General features: G+C 67.4%; 16 protein-coding genes. 9 read left to right on the plus strand and 7 right to left on the minus strand.

The features are described from left to right. The first annotated feature begins 93 nt into the window (after positions 1 to 93). Complete coding sequence (recO, locus tag QFZ61_RS11880) at positions 94 to 849, plus strand: DNA repair protein RecO (protein ID WP_307036258.1); 756 nt, start codon at positions 94 to 96, stop codon at positions 847 to 849. A 23-nt stretch (positions 850 to 872) separates the two neighbouring features. After that, positions 873 to 1,712: an isoprenyl transferase gene (locus QFZ61_RS11885; protein ID WP_307036260.1), complete on the plus strand. Its 840-nt coding sequence runs from the start codon at positions 873 to 875 to the stop codon at positions 1,710 to 1,712. Positions 1,713 to 1,729: 17 nt separating this feature from the next. Here the strand turns inward: QFZ61_RS11885 and QFZ61_RS11890 are convergent, their stop codons facing one another. Genes QFZ61_RS11890 through QFZ61_RS11900 form a run of 3 tightly spaced genes read right to left on the minus strand, consistent with a single transcriptional unit; the run spans position 1,730 to position 5,477 of the window. Beyond that, positions 1,730 to 2,779, minus strand: a complete 1,050-nt coding sequence (locus tag QFZ61_RS11890; protein WP_307036262.1) for an alpha/beta hydrolase — start codon at positions 2,777 to 2,779, stop codon at positions 1,730 to 1,732. Further along, on the minus strand, positions 2,776 to 3,762 hold the full coding sequence (locus QFZ61_RS11895) for an alpha/beta hydrolase (RefSeq protein ID WP_307038162.1): 987 nt from the start codon (positions 3,760 to 3,762) through the stop codon (positions 2,776 to 2,778). Before QFZ61_RS11895 ends, QFZ61_RS11890 begins: the two co-directional genes overlap by 4 nt. 17 nt (positions 3,763 to 3,779) lie before the next feature. Next, positions 3,780 to 5,477 carry an FAD-binding dehydrogenase gene (locus QFZ61_RS11900; RefSeq protein ID WP_307036264.1) on the minus strand — a complete coding sequence of 566 codons (1,698 nt, stop codon included), beginning with the start codon at positions 5,475 to 5,477 and terminating at the stop codon, positions 3,780 to 3,782. Between the two features lie 114 nt (positions 5,478 to 5,591). On the opposite strand from QFZ61_RS11900, the gene QFZ61_RS11905 reads away from it, so the two are divergent. Next, a complete protein-coding gene (locus QFZ61_RS11905; RefSeq protein ID WP_307036267.1) occupies positions 5,592 to 6,665 on the plus strand; it encodes a quinone-dependent dihydroorotate dehydrogenase in 1,074 nt (357 codons plus the stop codon). 81 nt (positions 6,666 to 6,746) lie between these two features. Here the strand turns inward: QFZ61_RS11905 and QFZ61_RS11910 are convergent, their stop codons facing one another. Continuing rightward, positions 6,747 to 7,346 (minus strand): DUF3043 domain-containing protein, encoded by a 600-nt coding sequence (locus QFZ61_RS11910; protein WP_307036269.1) that lies wholly within the window; start codon positions 7,344 to 7,346, stop codon positions 6,747 to 6,749. Between the two features lie 129 nt (positions 7,347 to 7,475). Between QFZ61_RS11910 and QFZ61_RS11915 the strand changes: the two genes are divergently transcribed. The 5 genes from QFZ61_RS11915 to QFZ61_RS11935 all read left to right on the plus strand — a co-directional run bounded on the left by QFZ61_RS11915 (position 7,476) and on the right by QFZ61_RS11935 (position 12,710). Beyond that, complete coding sequence (locus QFZ61_RS11915) at positions 7,476 to 8,906, plus strand: dipeptidase (RefSeq protein WP_307036272.1); 1,431 nt, start codon at positions 7,476 to 7,478, stop codon at positions 8,904 to 8,906. Positions 8,907 to 9,107: 201 nt separating this feature from the next. Then, positions 9,108 to 9,497, plus strand: a complete 390-nt coding sequence (locus tag QFZ61_RS11920) for an iron-sulfur cluster assembly accessory protein (RefSeq protein ID WP_307036274.1) — start codon at positions 9,108 to 9,110, stop codon at positions 9,495 to 9,497. A 205-nt stretch (positions 9,498 to 9,702) separates the two neighbouring features. Then, complete coding sequence (coxB, locus tag QFZ61_RS11925) at positions 9,703 to 10,575, plus strand: cytochrome c oxidase subunit II (protein ID WP_307036276.1); 873 nt, start codon at positions 9,703 to 9,705, stop codon at positions 10,573 to 10,575. A gap of 12 nt (positions 10,576 to 10,587) precedes the next feature. After that, positions 10,588 to 12,312, plus strand: coding sequence for a cytochrome c oxidase subunit I (ctaD, locus tag QFZ61_RS11930; protein WP_307036278.1), 1,725 nt, complete (start codon positions 10,588 to 10,590; stop codon positions 12,310 to 12,312). Next, on the plus strand, positions 12,309 to 12,710 hold the full coding sequence (locus QFZ61_RS11935) for a cytochrome c oxidase subunit 4 (protein ID WP_307036280.1): 402 nt from the start codon (positions 12,309 to 12,311) through the stop codon (positions 12,708 to 12,710). The genes ctaD and QFZ61_RS11935 overlap by 4 nt, the downstream gene beginning before the upstream one ends. Positions 12,711 to 12,774: 64 nt before the next feature. On the opposite strand, the gene QFZ61_RS11940 is transcribed toward QFZ61_RS11935, so the two are convergent. Continuing rightward, on the minus strand, positions 12,775 to 13,065 hold the full coding sequence (locus QFZ61_RS11940) for an HPr family phosphocarrier protein (RefSeq protein ID WP_307036282.1): 291 nt from the start codon (positions 13,063 to 13,065) through the stop codon (positions 12,775 to 12,777). A gap of 157 nt (positions 13,066 to 13,222) precedes the next feature. On the opposite strand from QFZ61_RS11940, the gene QFZ61_RS11945 reads away from it, so the two are divergent. Next, complete coding sequence (locus tag QFZ61_RS11945) at positions 13,223 to 13,990, plus strand: GntR family transcriptional regulator (protein WP_307038164.1); 768 nt, start codon at positions 13,223 to 13,225, stop codon at positions 13,988 to 13,990. A gap of 208 nt (positions 13,991 to 14,198) precedes the next feature. Here QFZ61_RS11945 and QFZ61_RS11950 read toward each other — a convergent pair whose 3' ends face one another. Both QFZ61_RS11950 and QFZ61_RS11955 read right to left on the minus strand, forming a co-directional pair. Continuing rightward, positions 14,199 to 15,878 carry a ubiquinol-cytochrome c reductase cytochrome b subunit gene (locus tag QFZ61_RS11950; RefSeq protein ID WP_307036284.1) on the minus strand — a complete coding sequence of 560 codons (1,680 nt, stop codon included), beginning with the start codon at positions 15,876 to 15,878 and terminating at the stop codon, positions 14,199 to 14,201. Next, positions 15,856 to 16,926 carry a ubiquinol-cytochrome c reductase iron-sulfur subunit gene (locus QFZ61_RS11955; RefSeq protein ID WP_307036286.1) on the minus strand — a complete coding sequence of 357 codons (1,071 nt, stop codon included), beginning with the start codon at positions 16,924 to 16,926 and terminating at the stop codon, positions 15,856 to 15,858. The genes QFZ61_RS11950 and QFZ61_RS11955 overlap by 23 nt, the downstream gene beginning before the upstream one ends. Positions 16,927 to 16,995 lie beyond the last annotated feature (69 nt).

Here is a 16,995-nt window from a genome sequence, read left to right on the forward strand (position 1 = left end):
CCCCGGCGGCGCAGCGCTGTTCCCGGCGGTTGCTCTCCAGGAACCGGCCGGGGCAATGGCAAACTTCCCCGGCACTGAGTGCGAAGATTAACTGTGGCCCAACCATCCTCCTTTGCTGCGCGCGCCTACCGCGACGACGCCGTGGTCCTGCGCACCCACAAGCTTGGCGAGGCCGACCGGATCATTACCCTGCTGACCAAACACCACGGCCAGGTCCGGGCCGTCGCCAAGGGCGTCCGCCGCACCAGCAGCCGCTTCGGTGCACGGCTTGAGCCGTTCATGGTCGCGGACCTCCAGCTCATCTCCGGACGTACCCTCGACGTCGTCACCCAGGCCGTCGCCAAGGGCGCGTACGGCTCCAGCATCGCCGCCGACTACGGCCGCTACACTGTCGCCGCCGCGATGACTGAGACAGCGGAGAAGCTCACCGACGTCGACGGCGAAGCCGGCACCGCGCAGTACAACCTGCTCGTCGGGGCACTGGCTTCGCTCAGCCGGGGCGACCACGCGCCGGAGCTCATCCTGGATTCCTATCTGCTCCGGGCTCTGTCCACCGGCGGCTGGGCGCCCAGCTTCACCGACTGCGCCCGCTGCGGCGCGGCGGGCCCGCACACCGCGTTCTCTGCGCCGTTGGGTGGCATGGTCTGCCGGGAATGCCGGCCGCCCGGGTCGCCCGCGCCCGCCGCGGAGACGGTGCTGCTGCTCGGTGCCCTGCTGACCGGCAACTGGGGCGCGGCCGACGCTTCCGCGCCGCTGCACCGCCGGGAAGCGGCCGGCTTGGTGGCAAGCTACCTGCAGTGGCACCTGGAACGGGTCCTGAAATCCCTCAAACATGTGGAGCGAACGTAACTGTGGCACTTGGTAACAGGGCATTGGGTAAGAAGAATGCGGTCCGTCAGCGCAGCGCCCCCGTGGCGGCGCCGTACCCGCACCCCTCCGGAGCGGTGCCGCCGGCCCTCCCGGCCGAATTTATTCCGCGGCACGTCGCCATCGTGATGGACGGCAACGGGCGCTGGGCCAACCAGCGCGGGCTGCCCCGGATCGAGGGCCACAAGGCCGGAGAACCGGCGCTGCTGGACGTCGTCGCCGGGGCCATCGAACTTGGCATCGAGTACGTCAGCGTTTATGCGTTTTCCACCGAGAATTGGCGGCGATCACCCGAGGAAGTGCGCTTCCTGATGGGTTTTAACAAGGATGTGCTGCGACGCCAGCGGAACCAGCTGGATGAGTGGGGCGTGCGGATCCGCTGGTCCGGGCGCCGGCCGCGGCTCTGGGGCTCGGTGATCCGGGAACTTGAGGACGCGGAGGAGTACACGAGAGGCAACAGCACCTGCACGTTGAACATGTGTGTTAATTACGGCGGCCGCGCGGAGATCGCCGACGCCGTGACCGCCATCGCCGAGGAGGTGGCGGCGGGCCGGCTCAAGCCCGGTGCGATCACCGAACGGACGATTCAAAAGTACCTGGACGAACCCGACCTGCCCGACGTCGACCTGTTCCTGCGTAGCTCCGGTGAACAGCGGCTCTCCAACTTCCTGCTGTGGCAGTCCGCGTACGCCGAATTCGTTTTCCTCGACACTCTCTGGCCCGACGTCGACCGCCGGACGCTGTGGGACGCCGTCGAAATCTACGCCCAGCGGGACCGCCGCTACGGCGGCGCAGTCGATGCGGCCGCTGCGGCCGCTGAGCCCGGTGCGCCCGCACCGGCCTGACCTGCTTCGGAACCCGACTAACCGGCCCGGGGACCGGCCCCGGTACCGGGCTGGGAACCCGCCTGCCGCCCCGACCCCTCGCCGGGGTACAGGGTGAGCCAAAGCAATAAATCGTCGTAGGCTTCCTCCCGCACCGCCTGGCGGGAGAGGAAGACGTCGTGGAGCGCCCCAGGGTAGCGGAACACGGCGGCCCGGCGGCCCAGGCCGAGCGCCCGCCGCGCCGTTTCATCAACGTCGATCACGGCGTCGAGATCCATCAGCTCCTCGGACCACTCGGCCTGGATCCGGGTGCGGCCGGACAGCATCACCAGCACCGGCGAGGCGATGTTAAGCCGCCGCTGCACGGCCGCGTGGCCAGCGAGGACCGCCTTTGTCCATCCCGGCCGGATCGGAAATGACGCCCGGGGCCGCCACTGCGGGTTCAAATCCCACTCGCCGTGGGCCGTGCCGCTGACACTGTCCCAGTAGCCGGGCATGCTGGGCAGCAGCAACGGCCGCCGCGGGTCGGCGCGTGCCAGCGGTTCAACCAGCTGCATGGCCACGTGGCGGATCAGGCTGCTGCCCTGCAGCTCCAGCCACGGCGCATTGAGGACCAAGGTGCTAATGGCGCCGGGGTTCCGGTCCGCCCACAGTGCCGCGACGAGGCCGCCAAAGGAGTGCGCGAGCAGGTGCACCGTCGGGATTTCCGGACTGGCCGTCCGCTCCGCGACGTCGGCCCGGACGGCGGCAAGCGCTGCTGCGAGGTCCTCGTCATAGTCCGCGAGATCGGTGGTGTAGCCGGGAGTCTGCCAGCTCCGCAGGCTCCGCCCGAACTTCCTCAGGTCCAGGGCGTAGAAATGGAACCCGCCGGCGACGAGGCGGCCAGCCAGTTCCGCCTGCAGGAAGTAGTCGGCCCAGCCGTGCAGGTACAGCACCACTTTCCCCGGCGCCGGTACGTTCGCGCCGGCATGGCGGACCAGGGTGGCGACGACCGGTCCTTCATCGTCGGGCAGCAGTGGCAGCTCCAGGGACTCAAAGCTGCCGCCCAGGACATCGGGCTGCCATCCCCGCGCCGCGGAACCGGTCACGCGGTGCCGCCGGCGTCCGGCACGTACGCCCGGATCCACCGGGCCATCCGCGCATAGGCGTCGGCCCGGACCCGCGGCGCGGAGAGGAAGACGTCGTGCAACGCGCCGTCGATGCGTTCGAGCGTGACGGAACGGCCCAGGCTCAGGGCGCGCAGCGCAATAGTGTTCACGTCCAGCACCGCGTCCGTGCGCCGCATGGATTCCTTCCAGAACATGCCGTTGGCGCTTGCTCCGGAGATCAGCACCAGGATGGGCACGTCGATGTTGAGTCCCCGGGCCACCCGGGACTGGCCGGCAAGCACGGCGCTGAGCCAGCCGGCCCGCACCGGAAAGGCGCGCGGCGGCCGGTAGCTGTCATCCAGCACCCACTCGCCCTCCGCCGCGCTGCTGATGCTGCGCCAGTAAAAGGCGCGCTCGGGCAGCCGGATCACGGACTCGGGACGGAAACGTGCCAGCGGTTCCACCATGGTCCTGGCGGCCCGGCGGACGGCAGGACTGCCATGCATCTCAAGCCAGGGGCTGTCGAGGACCAGCTGGGCGGCGCCGCCGGGATGCCGGCTGGCCCACAGCGCTGCGATCAGGCCGCCGGTGGAATGTCCCATCAGGGTCACCGGCGGAGCGGGCGCGTCCTTCGGGCCGAGCGATCCGATGATGCCGATCGCGGCCGTAATCTCGGCGTCGTAATCGGCGAGATCGGCCACGTAGCCGCCGTGCGTGCCGGGCCGCAGGCTCCGGCCGTGGTTGTGCATGTCAAGGGCGAAAAACCCGAAGCCCTGGCCGGTCCAGAACTCCGCGAGCTCCTCGTTGAAGAAGTAGTCGCTCCAGCCGTGCAGGAACAGCACCGCACGCCGCGGGGCCGGACCGGCCCCGGCCGACGGCAGGTGCCGGATCAGGGTGGCGGTGCGTTCGACGCCGTCCCGGCCGGCGGCCTGGAAGGTGCAGGCCGCGAAGTCGTCGCCCAGGATGTCCGTCTGCCATTGCATCTGCATCACAGACCCCGCTAGATGGCTGCCGCGGCGGCGCGGCCCGCGGAACGGCCGGAGAACAGGCACCCGCCCAGGAAGGTTCCTTCCAGGGCGCGGTAGCCGTGGATGCCGCCGCCGCCGAACCCGGCGGCCTCACCGGCGGCGTACAGCCCGGCTACCGGACTTCCCGCGCTGTCCAGAACCCGGGACTGCAGGTCGGTCCGGATCCCGCCCAGGCTCTTGCGGGTGAGGACGGAGAGCCGAACGGCCAGCAGCGGCCCGTGCCGGGGGTCCAGCATGGCGTGCGGGGGAGCCATCCGCATGATCTTGTCGGTGGTGAAACGGCGGGCGGCCCGGATCGCTGCGAGCTGCGGGTCCTTGCCCAGGCCGCTGGCGAACTGACGGTCCCGGGAGCGGACCAGCCGGTCCAGCTCCGCGGCATCGATGAGCGGTGAACCTGTGAGCTGGTTCATCCTGGCGGCAAGTTCGCGAGGGCTGCCGGCCTGCAGGAAGTCGACGCCCCGGTCCAGGAAGCGTTGCAGCGGGCTGTCACCGGAGGGTTTGAGCCGGGAGGCGAGCAGGCGGATGTCCTTGCCGGTCAGGTCGGGGTTCTGTTCTGAGCCCGAGAGCGCGAACTCTTTGAGCGCGATGGTTTTGTTCAGCACGAACCAGGAGTGGGAGTGCCCGGTGCCCAGGATGTGCCGCAGTGCGCCGAGCGAGTCGAAGCCCGGGAATAACGGCGCGGGGAGCATCCGGCCGGTGGCGTCGAGCCATAGCGCGGAGGGTCCGGGCAGGATCCGGATGCCGTGCCGGGGCCAGACGGGGGAGTGGTTGTGGATGCCTTCCGGGTAGTGCCACATCCGGTCCGCGTTGACCAGGTGGCCGCCGGCGCGGTCCACTGCGGCCAGGAATTCGCCGTCCACCGAGGCCGGCACCCCGCTGAGCATCGATTCCGGGGCGCTCCCGCCGGGCCACTGCCGCCGGACCGCCTCGTGGTTGCCGCCGATACCGCCGCTGGTCACGATGACGGTACCTGCCGTCGCCTCAAACGCCGCGGTAACGTTCCGGGAGGACCGTTCCCCGCGCGCGGCACCGCTGGGTTCCAGCACTTCGCCGTGCACCCCGCTAAGCCGGCCCGCCGTCGTCGTTAGTTCCGTGGCCCGGTGCCGGAAGTAAAACTTCACCCTCCCGGCGGCCTCGCCCTCGCGGAGTTTGGCGAGGAACGGCGCGACGAGAGCCGGGCCGGTGCCCCAGACGACGTGGAAGCGCGGCGCGGTGTTGCCGTGCCCGTCCGGGCCGTAGCCGCCGCGTTCGGCCCACTGCACGAGCGGAAACAGTTTCACGCCCAGGGAAGTCAGCCAGGCGCGTTTCTCACCCGCGGCGAAGTCCACATACGCCTCCGCCCACTGGCGGGGCAAGGCATCCTCTGGGCGGTCGAACGCGGCGGAGGAGAGCCAGTCGGCGAGGGCCAGTTCGGCGCTGTCCCGGACGCCGAGCCGGCGCTGCTCCGGGGTGTTGACCAGGAAGAGGCCGCCGAAGGACCAGTGGGCCTGGCCGCCGGCTGACGCGTGCGGCTCCTGGTCCAGGACCGCCACCGTCCGGCCGGCCGCATAGGCTTCTGCCGCGGCCACCAGCCCGGCGAGTCCTGCGCCGACCACGACGACATCAGCTTCGATCCGTGGTCCGGTTGCCGCCGCCGGGGCGCTGCTGTGAACTGCATCCTCGCTGGTCATGGCTTCATGCTAGCGCCCGGCGGCGAGTGCTCCGGCGAGTGCTGCGGCGAGGGATCCGGGTTCATGGACTGGAGGTGTTTTGGTTTGCGCGGCCGGAACCGGAAAACTAGGGGCATGCGCGTATATCCCACCTTCTTCCGGCTCGCCTTCTCGTGGATGGACGCCGAACGTGCCCACCGGATCGGCTTCCTGGGGATCCGGCTGGCCCACCGCTCCGGCGCCGGCCGGGTGCTGCAGCGGTTGACCGGCCCGGCCGCGTCGCTGCGGACCGAGGCGTTCGGGCTGACCTTCCCCTCGCCGTTCGGGCTCGCCGCCGGGTTCGACAAGGAGGGCCACGGCATCGAGGCGCTCACCGACCTGGGCTTCGGCCACATCGAGGTCGGCACCATCACCGGCCAGGCCCAGCCCGGCAACCCCGCGCCGCGGCTCTTCCGCCTCATCGAGGACCGTGCGGTGATCAACCGGATGGGTTTCAACAACGACGGCGCCGCGGCCGTCGCGCCGCGGCTCCGCGCCGCCCGAGCCTCGCTGCAGCGCCGGTTCCCCGGCGTCCGCCCGGTGATCGGCGTCAACATCGGCAAGAGCAAGGTGGTGGAACTCGAAGACGCCGTGGCGGACTACCTGGTGAGCGCCCGCAGCCTGGCCCCGGCCGCCGACTACCTGGTGGTCAACGTCAGTTCGCCGAACACCCCCGGGCTGCGCCTGCTGCAGGACGTCCAGACGCTGCGCCCGCTGCTGACCGCAGTGGGGGAGGCTGCGGACGCAGCGGCCGGGCGACACGTCCCGCTGCTGGTCAAAATCGCCCCGGACCTCAGCGACGAGGACATCGACGACGTCGCCCGGCTCGCCCTAGACCTGAAGCTGGACGGCATCATTGCCACCAACACCACGATCGGCCGCACCGGGCTGCGCTCCAGCCCGGACCAGGTAGCGGCGTGCGGAGCCGGCGGCCTGTCCGGCGCGCCGCTGCGGACGCGGTCGCTGGAAGTGCTGACCAGGCTCAAGGCGGCGACCGGCGGGGCATTGACCCTGGTCTCGGTCGGCGGGATCGAGTCCGGCCAGGACGTGCGGGAACGGCTGGAGGCCGGGGCCACCCTGGTGCAGGGCTACACCGCGTTCCTTTATGAGGGGCCGTTCTGGGCGGCGCGTATCAACCGCGAGCTGGCCAAACGCCCGCCCCGCCGCTAGCGCGCCAGGCAAAAAAGAACCCCCGGCAGTCGAGACTGCCGGGGGTTTGCGCGTGAAACTACGCGGTGGAACTGTGGGGGGCTAGGCCGGGAACTCGCCGCGCTTGACCTGGGGCTTGGGCAGGCGGAGGCGGCGGAACTGCAGGGAGCGCATGGAGCCGTACCAGACGGTACCCCGCTCCACCTCGCCGAACTTCTCCGCAAGACGCTTCTTGAGCTTCCGGGACAGGATGAAGACGTCCACGAACACGGCCAGGAACATCACCCAGAAACCGCCGAGGACGTAAATCATCTGTTCGCTGCTCGCCGGCACCAGCAGGGAGATGACCACAAAGACGAGGGCGCCGAACATCAGGTATTCACCAAGGCTGAAGCGGGCATCCACATAGTCGCGGGCGAAGCGCTTCTGCAGTCCCTTGTCCCGCAGCGGCAGGAACTTCTCATCCCCGGTGTCCATGGCCTGGCGCATCTTCAGGCGCTGATCCGCGACCGCCGTGCGCTCGGCTGCCTTGGAAGCCTTCCGGTCCTCCGGAACCAGCGGCCGCTTCCGGGCAGCCACCTGCGCGCTCCGCTTGGGCGTCGGGGCGCCCTTGCCGACGGCGGCGTTCCGGGCTGCCGTCTCGGCTACCTGCTGGTCAACGATGTCCTGCGCCGAGGGCGCTTCCTTTTTACGTCCAAACACCCCTACAGAATACCCTGCGGGGGCGGCCGGAACGCCCAGCCCGCGCCCGCCAGGCCACGCCGGCCCACGGCAGCGTGCCGCTGGCGTGGGCTGTTTGTGGTGATCCGGGACACGGGTAGTGTTTTGGCCATGACTTCATCACCCGCGGGGATCCCGCAGCCCTCAGCCGGCGGTACGAACCCCATTGACACTGCCGCCCTCCGCCAGGCCGTCACCGAAGCCTTCGACGCCACAGTCGAACAGTTAAAGGAACTGGTGGCCATCCCGGGCATCGCCTGGCCCAGCTTCGACCCGGCTCCGCTGAACGCCAGCGCCGAGGCCGTCGCCGGTCTGGTCCGCGCCAGCGGGTTCGAGGATGTCCGGATCCTGCGCTGCGACAAGGAAGACGGCACCGCCGGCGGGCCCGCCGTCGTCGCGCGCCGTCCTGCGGCGGCCGGTAAGCCGACCATCCTGCTGTACGCCCACCACGACGTCCAGCCCACCGGCGACCTCTCGCTGTGGGAGACCGAACCCTTCACCGCCGTTGAACGCGACGGCCGGCTGTACGGCCGGGGCGCCGCGGACGACAAGGCAGGCATCCTCGCCCACGTCGCGGCCTACACCGCTGTGAGCCGCGTTCTTGGGGATGACCTTGGCCTGGGCGTCACCTTCTTCTTCGAGGGCGAGGAGGAAGCGGGATCACCGACGTTCCGCGCCTTCCTGGAAGCCCACCAGGAGCTGCTGCGCTCCGACGTGATCGTCGTCGCCGACTCGTCCAACTGGAAGGTCGGCATCCCCGCCCTCACCACCAGCCTGCGCGGCCTGGTGGACGGCACCATCGAGGTCAAGGTCCTCGACCACGCCGTGCACTCGGGCATGTTCGGCGGCCCCGTCCTCGACGCCCCGACGCTGCTGTCGCGCCTGATCGCCACGCTGCACGACGACGAGGGCAGCGTGGCGGTCGAAGGGCTCGTCAGCCGCGACGACGCCACCGTCGACCTGACCGAGGAGGAGTACCGGGCCGACGCGTCCGTGCTCGACGGCGTTCGGCTCGCCGGCACGGGAAGCATCGCTTCGCGGATGTGGACCAAGCCGGCGCTCTCGATAATCGGCTTCGACGCACCCGCCGTCGACGTCGCTTCCAACACCCTGCTCCCGCGCGCCCGGGCCAAATTCAGTCTCCGGCTCGCCCCGGGCCAGGACCCGGCCGAGGCCATGGAAGCAGTCCGCCGGCACGTCGAACGCCACGCGCCCTTTGGCGCCCAGGTGGTGTTCACCCCGGGGGAGAGCGGCAACGCTTTCAGCACCGACACCAGTTCCGCGGCGGCGCGGACGATGATGTGGGCGCTTGGCGAGGCCTGGGGCGTGCCGGCAGTGGAGACCGGCATCGGCGGATCGATTCCCTTCATAGCCGACCTGACGGAGCTGTACCCGGACGTGCAGATCCTGGTCACCGGGGTGGAGGACCCCGACTCCCGGGCCCACAGTGCCAACGAGTCCCTGCACCTGGCTGACTTCCGCAACGCGATCATCGCCGAGGCGCTCCTGCTGGCCCGGCTGAACGCCGAGGGCCTGGCCTGACCGGAAGGCGCCGGCGCGGGGGAGCCGGCAACGGGAGCGCGGCGCCGCGTCGCGGGGAACATCCGGCGGATGCCGGCGGTTACCCAAGGAGTTAGAGCTACACGGCTGCTCGACGTAGCATGTAGCTATAGCCCGTACCGTATAAGTAGGGGCGGGTGCCGCGCAGGCGGTGCCGCCACCACCGTCGTAAGAAGGTAGGCCATGAGCACTACAACCAACGAAAACAGCGCCGACACCACCGTCCAGACGGACCAGGAGCTGGCCAGCCACGAGGTTCAGCTGACCGATGTCGCCGCCGGCAAAGTCCGCAGCCTGCTGGAACAGGAAGGCCGCACGGACCTCCGCCTCCGCGTTGCGGTGCAGCCGGGCGGTTGCTCCGGTCTGATCTACCAGCTGTACTTCGACGAGCGGCTGCTCGAAGGCGACGCCGTCCGGGACTACGACGGTGTTGAGGTCGTCGTCGACAAGATGAGCGTGCCGTACCTCAGCGGAGCAAGCATCGACTTCGAAGACACGATCTCGAAGCAGGGTTTCACCATCGACAACCCCAACGCCGGCGGCTCCTGCGCTTGCGGAGACTCCTTCCACTAAGGTCTAAGGCCGGGCATTTTGCCCGGCCTTAGTGCCGTCCGGGGCAGGGCTGACCGGACCCGTTAAATTGGCCACGGGCCACGGCGCGGACATGTGGGCGAAAACTCCCGGGGAGCGGTAAGCTCTACACCGAGTAGTAAAACTTTTAGTGTGCCCGGACCGCCAGCGGCGGCCGGGTGGCAGCAACAAGTAGGAAGGCCCGTCTGTGAGTTCGCAGAACCAAACCGGCAGCCGACGCAAACAGATCACTACGATCACCGGCTTGGCACTAGCCGGCGCGTTGGCTTTGACTGGATGTTCACCAGAGGTGCAGAAAGGGTGGATGCCGACGGAACGCGGCACCACCAACCACACCGACCGCATCATGGACCTCTGGGTCAACTCATGGATTGCCGCGCTGGCTGTCGGCATCATTACCTGGGGTCTGATGATCTGGTGCATCGTCGCCTACCGGCGTCGCAAGAACACCAAGGGGTTCCCGGCGCAGACCAGCTACAACCTGCCGCTTGAGGTCTTTTACCTCGCGATCCCGCTGTTCATGGTCCTGGTGTTCTTCTACTTCACCGACAACGACCAGCAGGCGATCGACAACCGCAGCCAGCCGGCCGACGTCGTCGTTGACGTCCGCGGCAAGCAGTGGGCCTGGGACTTCAACTACAAGCAGGGTGACGTGATCAGCGCCGACGTCCACGAAGCCGGCGTGCAGGCGCACCTCACCGGCAACAGCGTGGACAAGGAAAAGCTGCCCACGCTCTACCTGCCGGTCAACAAGTCGGTTGACCTCGAGCTGAACGCCCGCGACGTCATCCACTCCTTCTGGGTTCCCGCCTTCCTGCAGAAGCGCGACATGATCCCGGGCAAGACCAACTACATCAGGTTCACCCCCACCAAAGAGGGCACCTACGACGGCAAGTGCGCCGAATTCTGCGGCGAGTACCACTCCGAAATGCTGTTCCGCGTCAAGGTTGTCTCCGAGTCTGACTTCAAGGCTCACATGGACCAGCTGCGCCAGAGCGGCAACACCGGACTGCTCGGCGAAGAGTACGACCGCCTCCCGGCCAAGACCGAGAACAAGTAAGGGGAGCGCGAAGTGGCAACGACCTACTCTCAGCCCTCCGGGATCCTTGAGGCTCCCGTAGTACCAAAATCCAAGGGACGCATCGTCGTCAACTGGATCACCTCCACCGACCACAAGACCATCGGGTACATGTACCTGATCGCGTCCTTCGTGTTCTTCTGCTTCGGCGGCGTCATGGCGCTGCTGATCCGCGCCGAGCTGTTCGAGCCCGGCATGCAGATCCTGCAGACCAAAGAGCAGTACAACCAGCTCTTCACCATGCACGGCACCGTCATGCTGCTGATGTTCGCGACGCCGCTCTTCGCCGGCTTCGCCAACGTCATCATGCCGCTGCAGATCGGTGCCCCCGACGTCGCCTTCCCGCGGTTGAACGCGCTGGCCTTCTGGTTCTTCCTGTTCGGCTCCACGATCGCCGTCTCCGGCTTCATCACCCCGCAGGGCGCCGCCTCGTTCGGCTGGTTCGCTTACGCGCCGCTGTCCAACACGACCTTCACCCCCGGCGTCGGTGGTGACCTCTGGGTCTTCGGCCTGGCGCTTTCCGGCTTCGGCACCATCCTCGGCGCGGTCAACTTCATCACCACCGTTATCTGCATGCGCGCCCCGGGCATGACGATGTGGCGCATGCCGATCTTCACCTGGAACATCCTGGTCACCGCCATCCTGGTGCTCATGGCGTTCCCGCCGCTGGCTGCCGCCCTGTTCGCTCTCGGAGCGGACCGCAAGTTCGGCGCCCACATCTTCGACCCGGAAAACGGCGGAGCCGTCCTCTGGCAGCACCTGTTCTGGTTCTTCGGCCACCCCGAGGTGTACATCATCGCGCTGCCGTTCTTCGGCATCGTCTCCGAAATCTTCCCGGTCTTCAGCCGCAAGCCGATCTTCGGTTACAAGGGCCTGGTCTACGCAACGATCTCCATCGCCGCGTTGTCGGTGACTGTGTGGGCCCACCACATGTACGTCACCGGCTCGGTCCTGCTGCCGTTCTTCTCCTTCATGACGATGCTGATCGCCGTACCCACCGGCGTGAAGTTCTTCAACTGGATCGGCACCATGTGGCGGGGGTCGCTTACCTTTGAGACCCCCATGCTGTGGAGCATCGGCTTCCTGGCAACCTTCCTCTTCGGCGGCCTGACCGGCATCATTCTGGCCTCGCCCCCGCTGGACTTCCATGTTTCGGACACCTACTTCGTGGTGGCGCACTTCCACTACGTGGTGTTTGGCACCGTCGTGTTCGCCATGTTCGCGGGCTTCTACTTCTGGTGGCCGAAGTTCACCGGCAAGATGCTCAACGAACGCCTCGGCAAGATCCACTTCTGGATGCTCTTCCTGGGCTTCCACGGCACCTTCCTGATCCAGCACTGGCTCGGCGTCCTGGGTATGCCGCGCCGCTACGCGGACTACATGCCGGAGGACAACTTCACCTGGATGAACCAGTTCTCCACCTACGCGTCCTTCCTCCTGGGCGCTTCGCTGATCCCGTTCTTCTGGAACGTCTACATCACCTGGCGCAGCAACCAGAAGGTTCTGGTCGACGACCCGTGGGGCTTCGGCGCCTCGCTGGAATGGGCCACCTCGTGCCCGCCGCCGCGGCACAACTTCACGTCGCTGCCGCGGATCCGGTCCGAGCGTCCCGCCCTGGACCTGCACCACCCGGAGCTCTCCCAGCGTGAGACCATCGACTCCCCGGCGCCGGCAGCTGCGGCGCTTGGCAACGCCGACCAGAAGGACACCGCACAGTGAAGATCGAATCACGCATTTTTGGACTCGGAGTATTCTTCTTCGTCCCCGTCTCCGTGATTTACGGGTTCCTCACCGGCTGGTCCGAGTGGGTCGGCATCCTCGGCGTTCTGCTGCTCGGGGGCCTGGCCGGCATGATCGGCGCGTACCTCGGGTTCACCGGCAAGCGTGTAGGTCTGCGCCCCGAGGACCGTACCGATGCTGAGATCCACGAAGGTGCCGGCGAGCAGGGCCACTTCAGCCCCTGGAGCTGGTGGCCGCTGGTTCTGGGCCTGGCCTGCGCCGGAGGCTTCCTCGGCCTCGCCGTGGGCTTCTGGATCACGTTCATCGCCGGCGGCCTGGCCATCGTGGCGCTGATCGGCTGGGTTTACGAATACAGCCGCGGTGACCACGCGCACTAGCGCCGGTTCCTGACGACGACGGCGGGCCCCACCGAAAAGGTGGGGCCCGCCGTCGTTCTGCTGCTTAACTGCCCTGCGACTCCAGCAGGGCACAAAGCTCCCCGAGGGCCCGTTCCGCGTCCCCGGCGCTGGTGCCCGGCGGGAGCCGGTCTGTGCGGACCTCAAGCCGGACTTCGCAGCCGCAGCCGAAGTCCGCACTCATCACCTCAAGCAGCGACCGGGCGTCCACAGCCGGTCCGCCGTCCTTGCTGATGGTGACCGGAAGACCGGTGTCCGTCACGGCGCGGACGAAGACCGCGGCCGGACGGGCGTGCAGTCCGATGGAGGCCTGGACGACGGCCGTTCGTGCTGGCAAAGGTGGCTCCTCTGGGTGGTGGCTGTTTCGTTTCAGCCTAGCCGGGGGAGCGGCCGCGATCGAAACCGTGGTTGGTCTAGACCTGTCGGGAAGGTGACCTACGCTTAAGGCATGCACGTTTCCAACAGGGGCCTTCGTGGGTTCTAACGCCGCGACGATGGCCGGCGAGATTGACCGGCACAGCGGGGTCCCCATCTACGTCCAGCTGCGGGAGATTCTCCGCGCCCACATCACCAGCTCCTGCCCGCCCGGTTCAGCGTTGCCGTCGGAGCGGGACCTCTCCGAGCGCTTTGGCCTGGCCCGGATGACGGTGCGCCAGGCCATCGACGCCTTGGTCGGCGAAGAGGTGATCGAACGGGTCGTTGGACTGGGCACCTTCGTCCGCAAACCGAAACTGGACCTGCAGGTCAAACTCACCTCCTACAGCGAGGAGATGCAGCGCCGTGGCATGGTCCCGGCGGCCAAGGTGCTCAGCTTCGAGCAAATCAACGCCAGCGCGTTCCTGGCCCGGGAGCTGCAGCTCGAGGAAGGCACGCCGCTGGTGCGGTTCCGGCGGCTCCTGCTCGCCGACAACGAGCCCATGAGCGTTGACGAGAACTTCATTCCCGCGCACCGCGCCCCGGGACTGCTCGACGGGGAGCCTCCGACGTCGCTCTACAACGTCCTGAGCGAGCGGTACGGCCTCGTGATGGAGTGGGGCGAGGACATGATTGAGGCGACGGCTGCGTCACCGTCCACGGCCCGCCTGCTCAATGTTGAGGTGGGGTCCCCGCTGTTAAAGATCCAGCGGCATGCGTTTGTGGCCAGGGCGATGGTCGACTACTCGGTTTCCTACTACCGAGCCGACCGGTACAAGCTCTGGGTGCCCCTGCAGCGGCCCGGCGTCCGTCCCACCCGGAACTACGCCACTGGCTACCGCCCGTGACCGCCTGGGGCTGAGCCGCAGCCTGTCTAGGTGGCCGCCAGGCAAGCAGCAGTTCGGTCTAGGTAGTAGGTCGGGCTAGGCAGTAATCCCGGAAACGCTCCGGCGGGCCGCCGGGCGTGCTGCCGGGCGGGACCCCGCGTTTGGGGGAGAGTACAGAAAAGGCCCGGTCCAAAGGGACCGGGCCTTTTCTGCTCACTGGAGCCGGAGGCTAGTGGCTGAGCGTTTTCTGCCCTGCCGCTGCTTCAACCGCCTCGTGCTCGCCGTGGTGGCTGTGGGCCGCCGCGAGCTCGGCCGGGGTCGCCGGGGCGACGCGGTCCTCGAAGAACCAGCGGGAAAGGCGCGCACGGCGCTTTTCCTTGCGGTCCACGACACCGCGGAGGTTCGGCTGTGCTGGCAGCGGCGTCGGGGATTCGAAGCCCACCAGCTTGTAACGCTTGTACTCGTCCAGCGGGGCGTGAACCTCGATGAACTCACCGTGCGGCAGGCGCACAATACGGCCGGTCTCGCGGCCGTGGAGGGCAATCTCGCGGTCCTTGCGCTGCAGGGCGAGTGCGACGCGCTTAGTGACGATGAACGCGATGACCGGGCCAATAAAGAACAGGGCCCGGAGCCAGTACGTGACGTCATTGAGGGACACGTGGAAGTGCGTGGCGATGAGGTCGGAACCTGCCGCCGCCCACATGACGCAGTACCAGACAAACCCTGCCATGCCGATCGCGGTGCGCGTCGGTGCGTTGCGGGGCCGGTCCAGGACGTGGTGCTCGCGGTCGTCCTTCGTGATCCAGCGTTCAATCCACGGGTAGGCGAACATCACGGTGAACAGGATGCCTGCGGGGACCAGGGCCGGCAGCAGCACGTTGAAGGTGAAGACATGTCCGAACCAGACCTGCTCCACGTGCCAGTTGCCCAGGGTGCCGGGCATCAGGCGCAGCGCGCCGTCGACAAAGCCGATGTACCAGTCAGGCTGGGTGCCGGCCGAGACGGGGGAGGGGTCGTACGGCCCGTAGTTCCAGATCGGGTTGATGGTGAAGAAACCGGCCATCAGCGCGATGACACCGAACACGATGAAGAAGAAGCCGCCGGCCTTAGCCGCGTAGACCGGGCCGAGCGGGTAGCCGACGACGTTGCCGTCATTGCGTCCCGGGCCGGGGTACTGGGTGTGCTTGTGCACGACCACCATGAACAGGTGGATGGCGATCATCAGCAGGATGAGCGCCGGAACCAGCAGGATGTGAAGCATGTACAGCCGGCCGATAATGGCGGTGCCGGGGAACTCCCCGCCGAACAGGAAGAACGAGATGTAGGTGCCGATCACCGGGATGGACTTGATCACGCCGTCGATAATGCGCAGGCCGTTGCCGGAGAGCAGGTCATCGGGGAGCGAGTAGCCGGTGAAGCCGGCGGCCATGGCCAGGATGAGCAGCACGCTGCCCACCACCCAGTTCATTTCGCGTGGCTTGCGGAACGCGCCGGTGAAGAACACGCGGAGCATGTGCACGGCGATCGAGGCGACGAAGAGCAGCGCCGACCAGTGGTGCACCTGGCGCATAAAGAGCCCGCCGCGGACGTCGAAGGAGATGTTCAGCGACGAGTTATACGCCACCGACATTTCGACGTTCTTGAGCGGCAGGTACGAACCCGCGTAGTGGGTTTCCGCCATGGACGGGTCGAAGAAGAACGTGAGGAAGGTGCCCGAGAGCAGCAGGATCACGAAGGAGTACAGCGCCACTTCACCGAACATGAAGGACCAGTGGTCGGGGAAGACCTTCCGGCCGAATTCACGCAGGATCCCTGATCCGCCGACGCGCTGGTCAACGAAATCGGTAATGCGGCCGCCCTTGGTCTTGGCGACAAAGGTGGGGGTGTCAGCTGTTGATGTTGCGCTCATGCTCAGCACGCTCCCAGTAGCTAGGTCCAACAGGTTCTTTGAAGTCGCTCGTGGCGTAGAGGTAACCCTCGTCGTCCACGGCGATGGGCAGCTGCGGGAGCGGCCGGCTGGCCGGGCCAAAGATAACCTTGCATTCCTGGGTCAGGTCGAAGGTTGACTGGTGGCACGGGCAGAGCAGGTGGTGGGTCTGCTGCTCGTACAGGGCAACAGGGCAACCAACGTGGGTGCAGATCTTGGAGTAGGCAACGATGCCGTTGTAGCTCCAGTCCTCACGGCCCGGGGAGGGCTTGAGGGATTCCGGGTTCAGGCGCATGAGCAGAACAACGGCCTTGGCCTTTTCGTTCAGCTTGCCTTCCTCCAGCTCGTTGAGGCCTTCCGGAATAACGTGGAAGGCCGACCCGGTGGTGACGTCCGAAGCCTTGATGGGGGTGCCATCAGGGTCACGGGTGAGGCGCTTGGTCTTGCCGTCGACCGGGGCCCACATCGTGTGTGCCAGCGCCTTGTCCGGGCGGGGTCCCAGGTCACCGAAAATGGCCAGGGCCGGGAGCGGCGCCAGAGCGACAGCGCCGAGCAGGCTGTTGCGGATCAGCGGGCGGCGCTTGATGCCGGTCTCCTCGACGATGTCGTCGACGATGCGGACAGCGGCCCGGCGGTCTTCCTCGGTGCGGATCGCGTGGCGTTCCTCCGACACTTCGTGGTCGGGCATAAGGGCCTTGGCCCAGTGCACGATGCCGGTACCGATGCCGAGCATGGCGAAGGCGGTGCCGATGCCGAGCAGCATGTTCTGCAGCCGGATCGTCGAGATCGCGGAGTCATGGCCAAGATCGATGGCGAAGTACGCCACCAGGAATATCAGGGTGCCAACGACAGAGACGCCGAACAGAAGGGCCACCTGCCGTTCCGCTCGCTTTGCGGCCCTCGGGTCCGTGTCGGCCAGGCGCAAACGATGCGGGGGAATTCCAGGATCCTGGAACTTCTCCACCTCATTCTGACCAGCCGTAGCTACGGTGCCCGAGTGGTTCGGACTGCCGTCACTATGGTTGCCCATAATTCGCCTCATCCTTCTCTCGTCTCGACCTGTGTCGAGTTAGTTTTTCAATTCAAACTGCTGACGGAT

Origin of the sequence: Arthrobacter sp. B3I4 (assembly GCF_030816855.1) — a bacterium.
Taxonomy (GTDB): domain Bacteria; phylum Actinomycetota; class Actinomycetes; order Actinomycetales; family Micrococcaceae; genus Arthrobacter.

What these genes read in the sequence shown, in the direction of transcription:
- QFZ61_RS11895 (WP_307038162.1), bottom strand. Translation starts at nt 3,762, where the DNA reads ATGCAATGGCAGACGGACATCCTGGGCGACGACTTCGCGGCCTGCACC.
- QFZ61_RS11900 (WP_307036264.1), bottom strand. Translation starts at nt 5,477, where the DNA reads ATGACCAGCGAGGATGCAGTTCACAGCAGCGCCCCGGCGGCGGCAACC.
- QFZ61_RS11905 (WP_307036267.1), top strand. Translation starts at nt 5,592, where the DNA reads ATGCGCGTATATCCCACCTTCTTCCGGCTCGCCTTCTCGTGGATGGAC.
- QFZ61_RS11915 (WP_307036272.1), top strand. Translation starts at nt 7,476, where the DNA reads ATGACTTCATCACCCGCGGGGATCCCGCAGCCCTCAGCCGGCGGTACG.
- QFZ61_RS11920 (WP_307036274.1), top strand. Translation starts at nt 9,108, where the DNA reads ATGAGCACTACAACCAACGAAAACAGCGCCGACACCACCGTCCAGACG.
- QFZ61_RS11945 (WP_307038164.1), top strand. Translation starts at nt 13,223, where the DNA reads ATGGCCGGCGAGATTGACCGGCACAGCGGGGTCCCCATCTACGTCCAG.
- QFZ61_RS11950 (WP_307036284.1), bottom strand. Translation starts at nt 15,878, where the DNA reads ATGAGCGCAACATCAACAGCTGACACCCCCACCTTTGTCGCCAAGACC.
- QFZ61_RS11955 (WP_307036286.1), bottom strand. Translation starts at nt 16,926, where the DNA reads ATGGGCAACCATAGTGACGGCAGTCCGAACCACTCGGGCACCGTAGCT.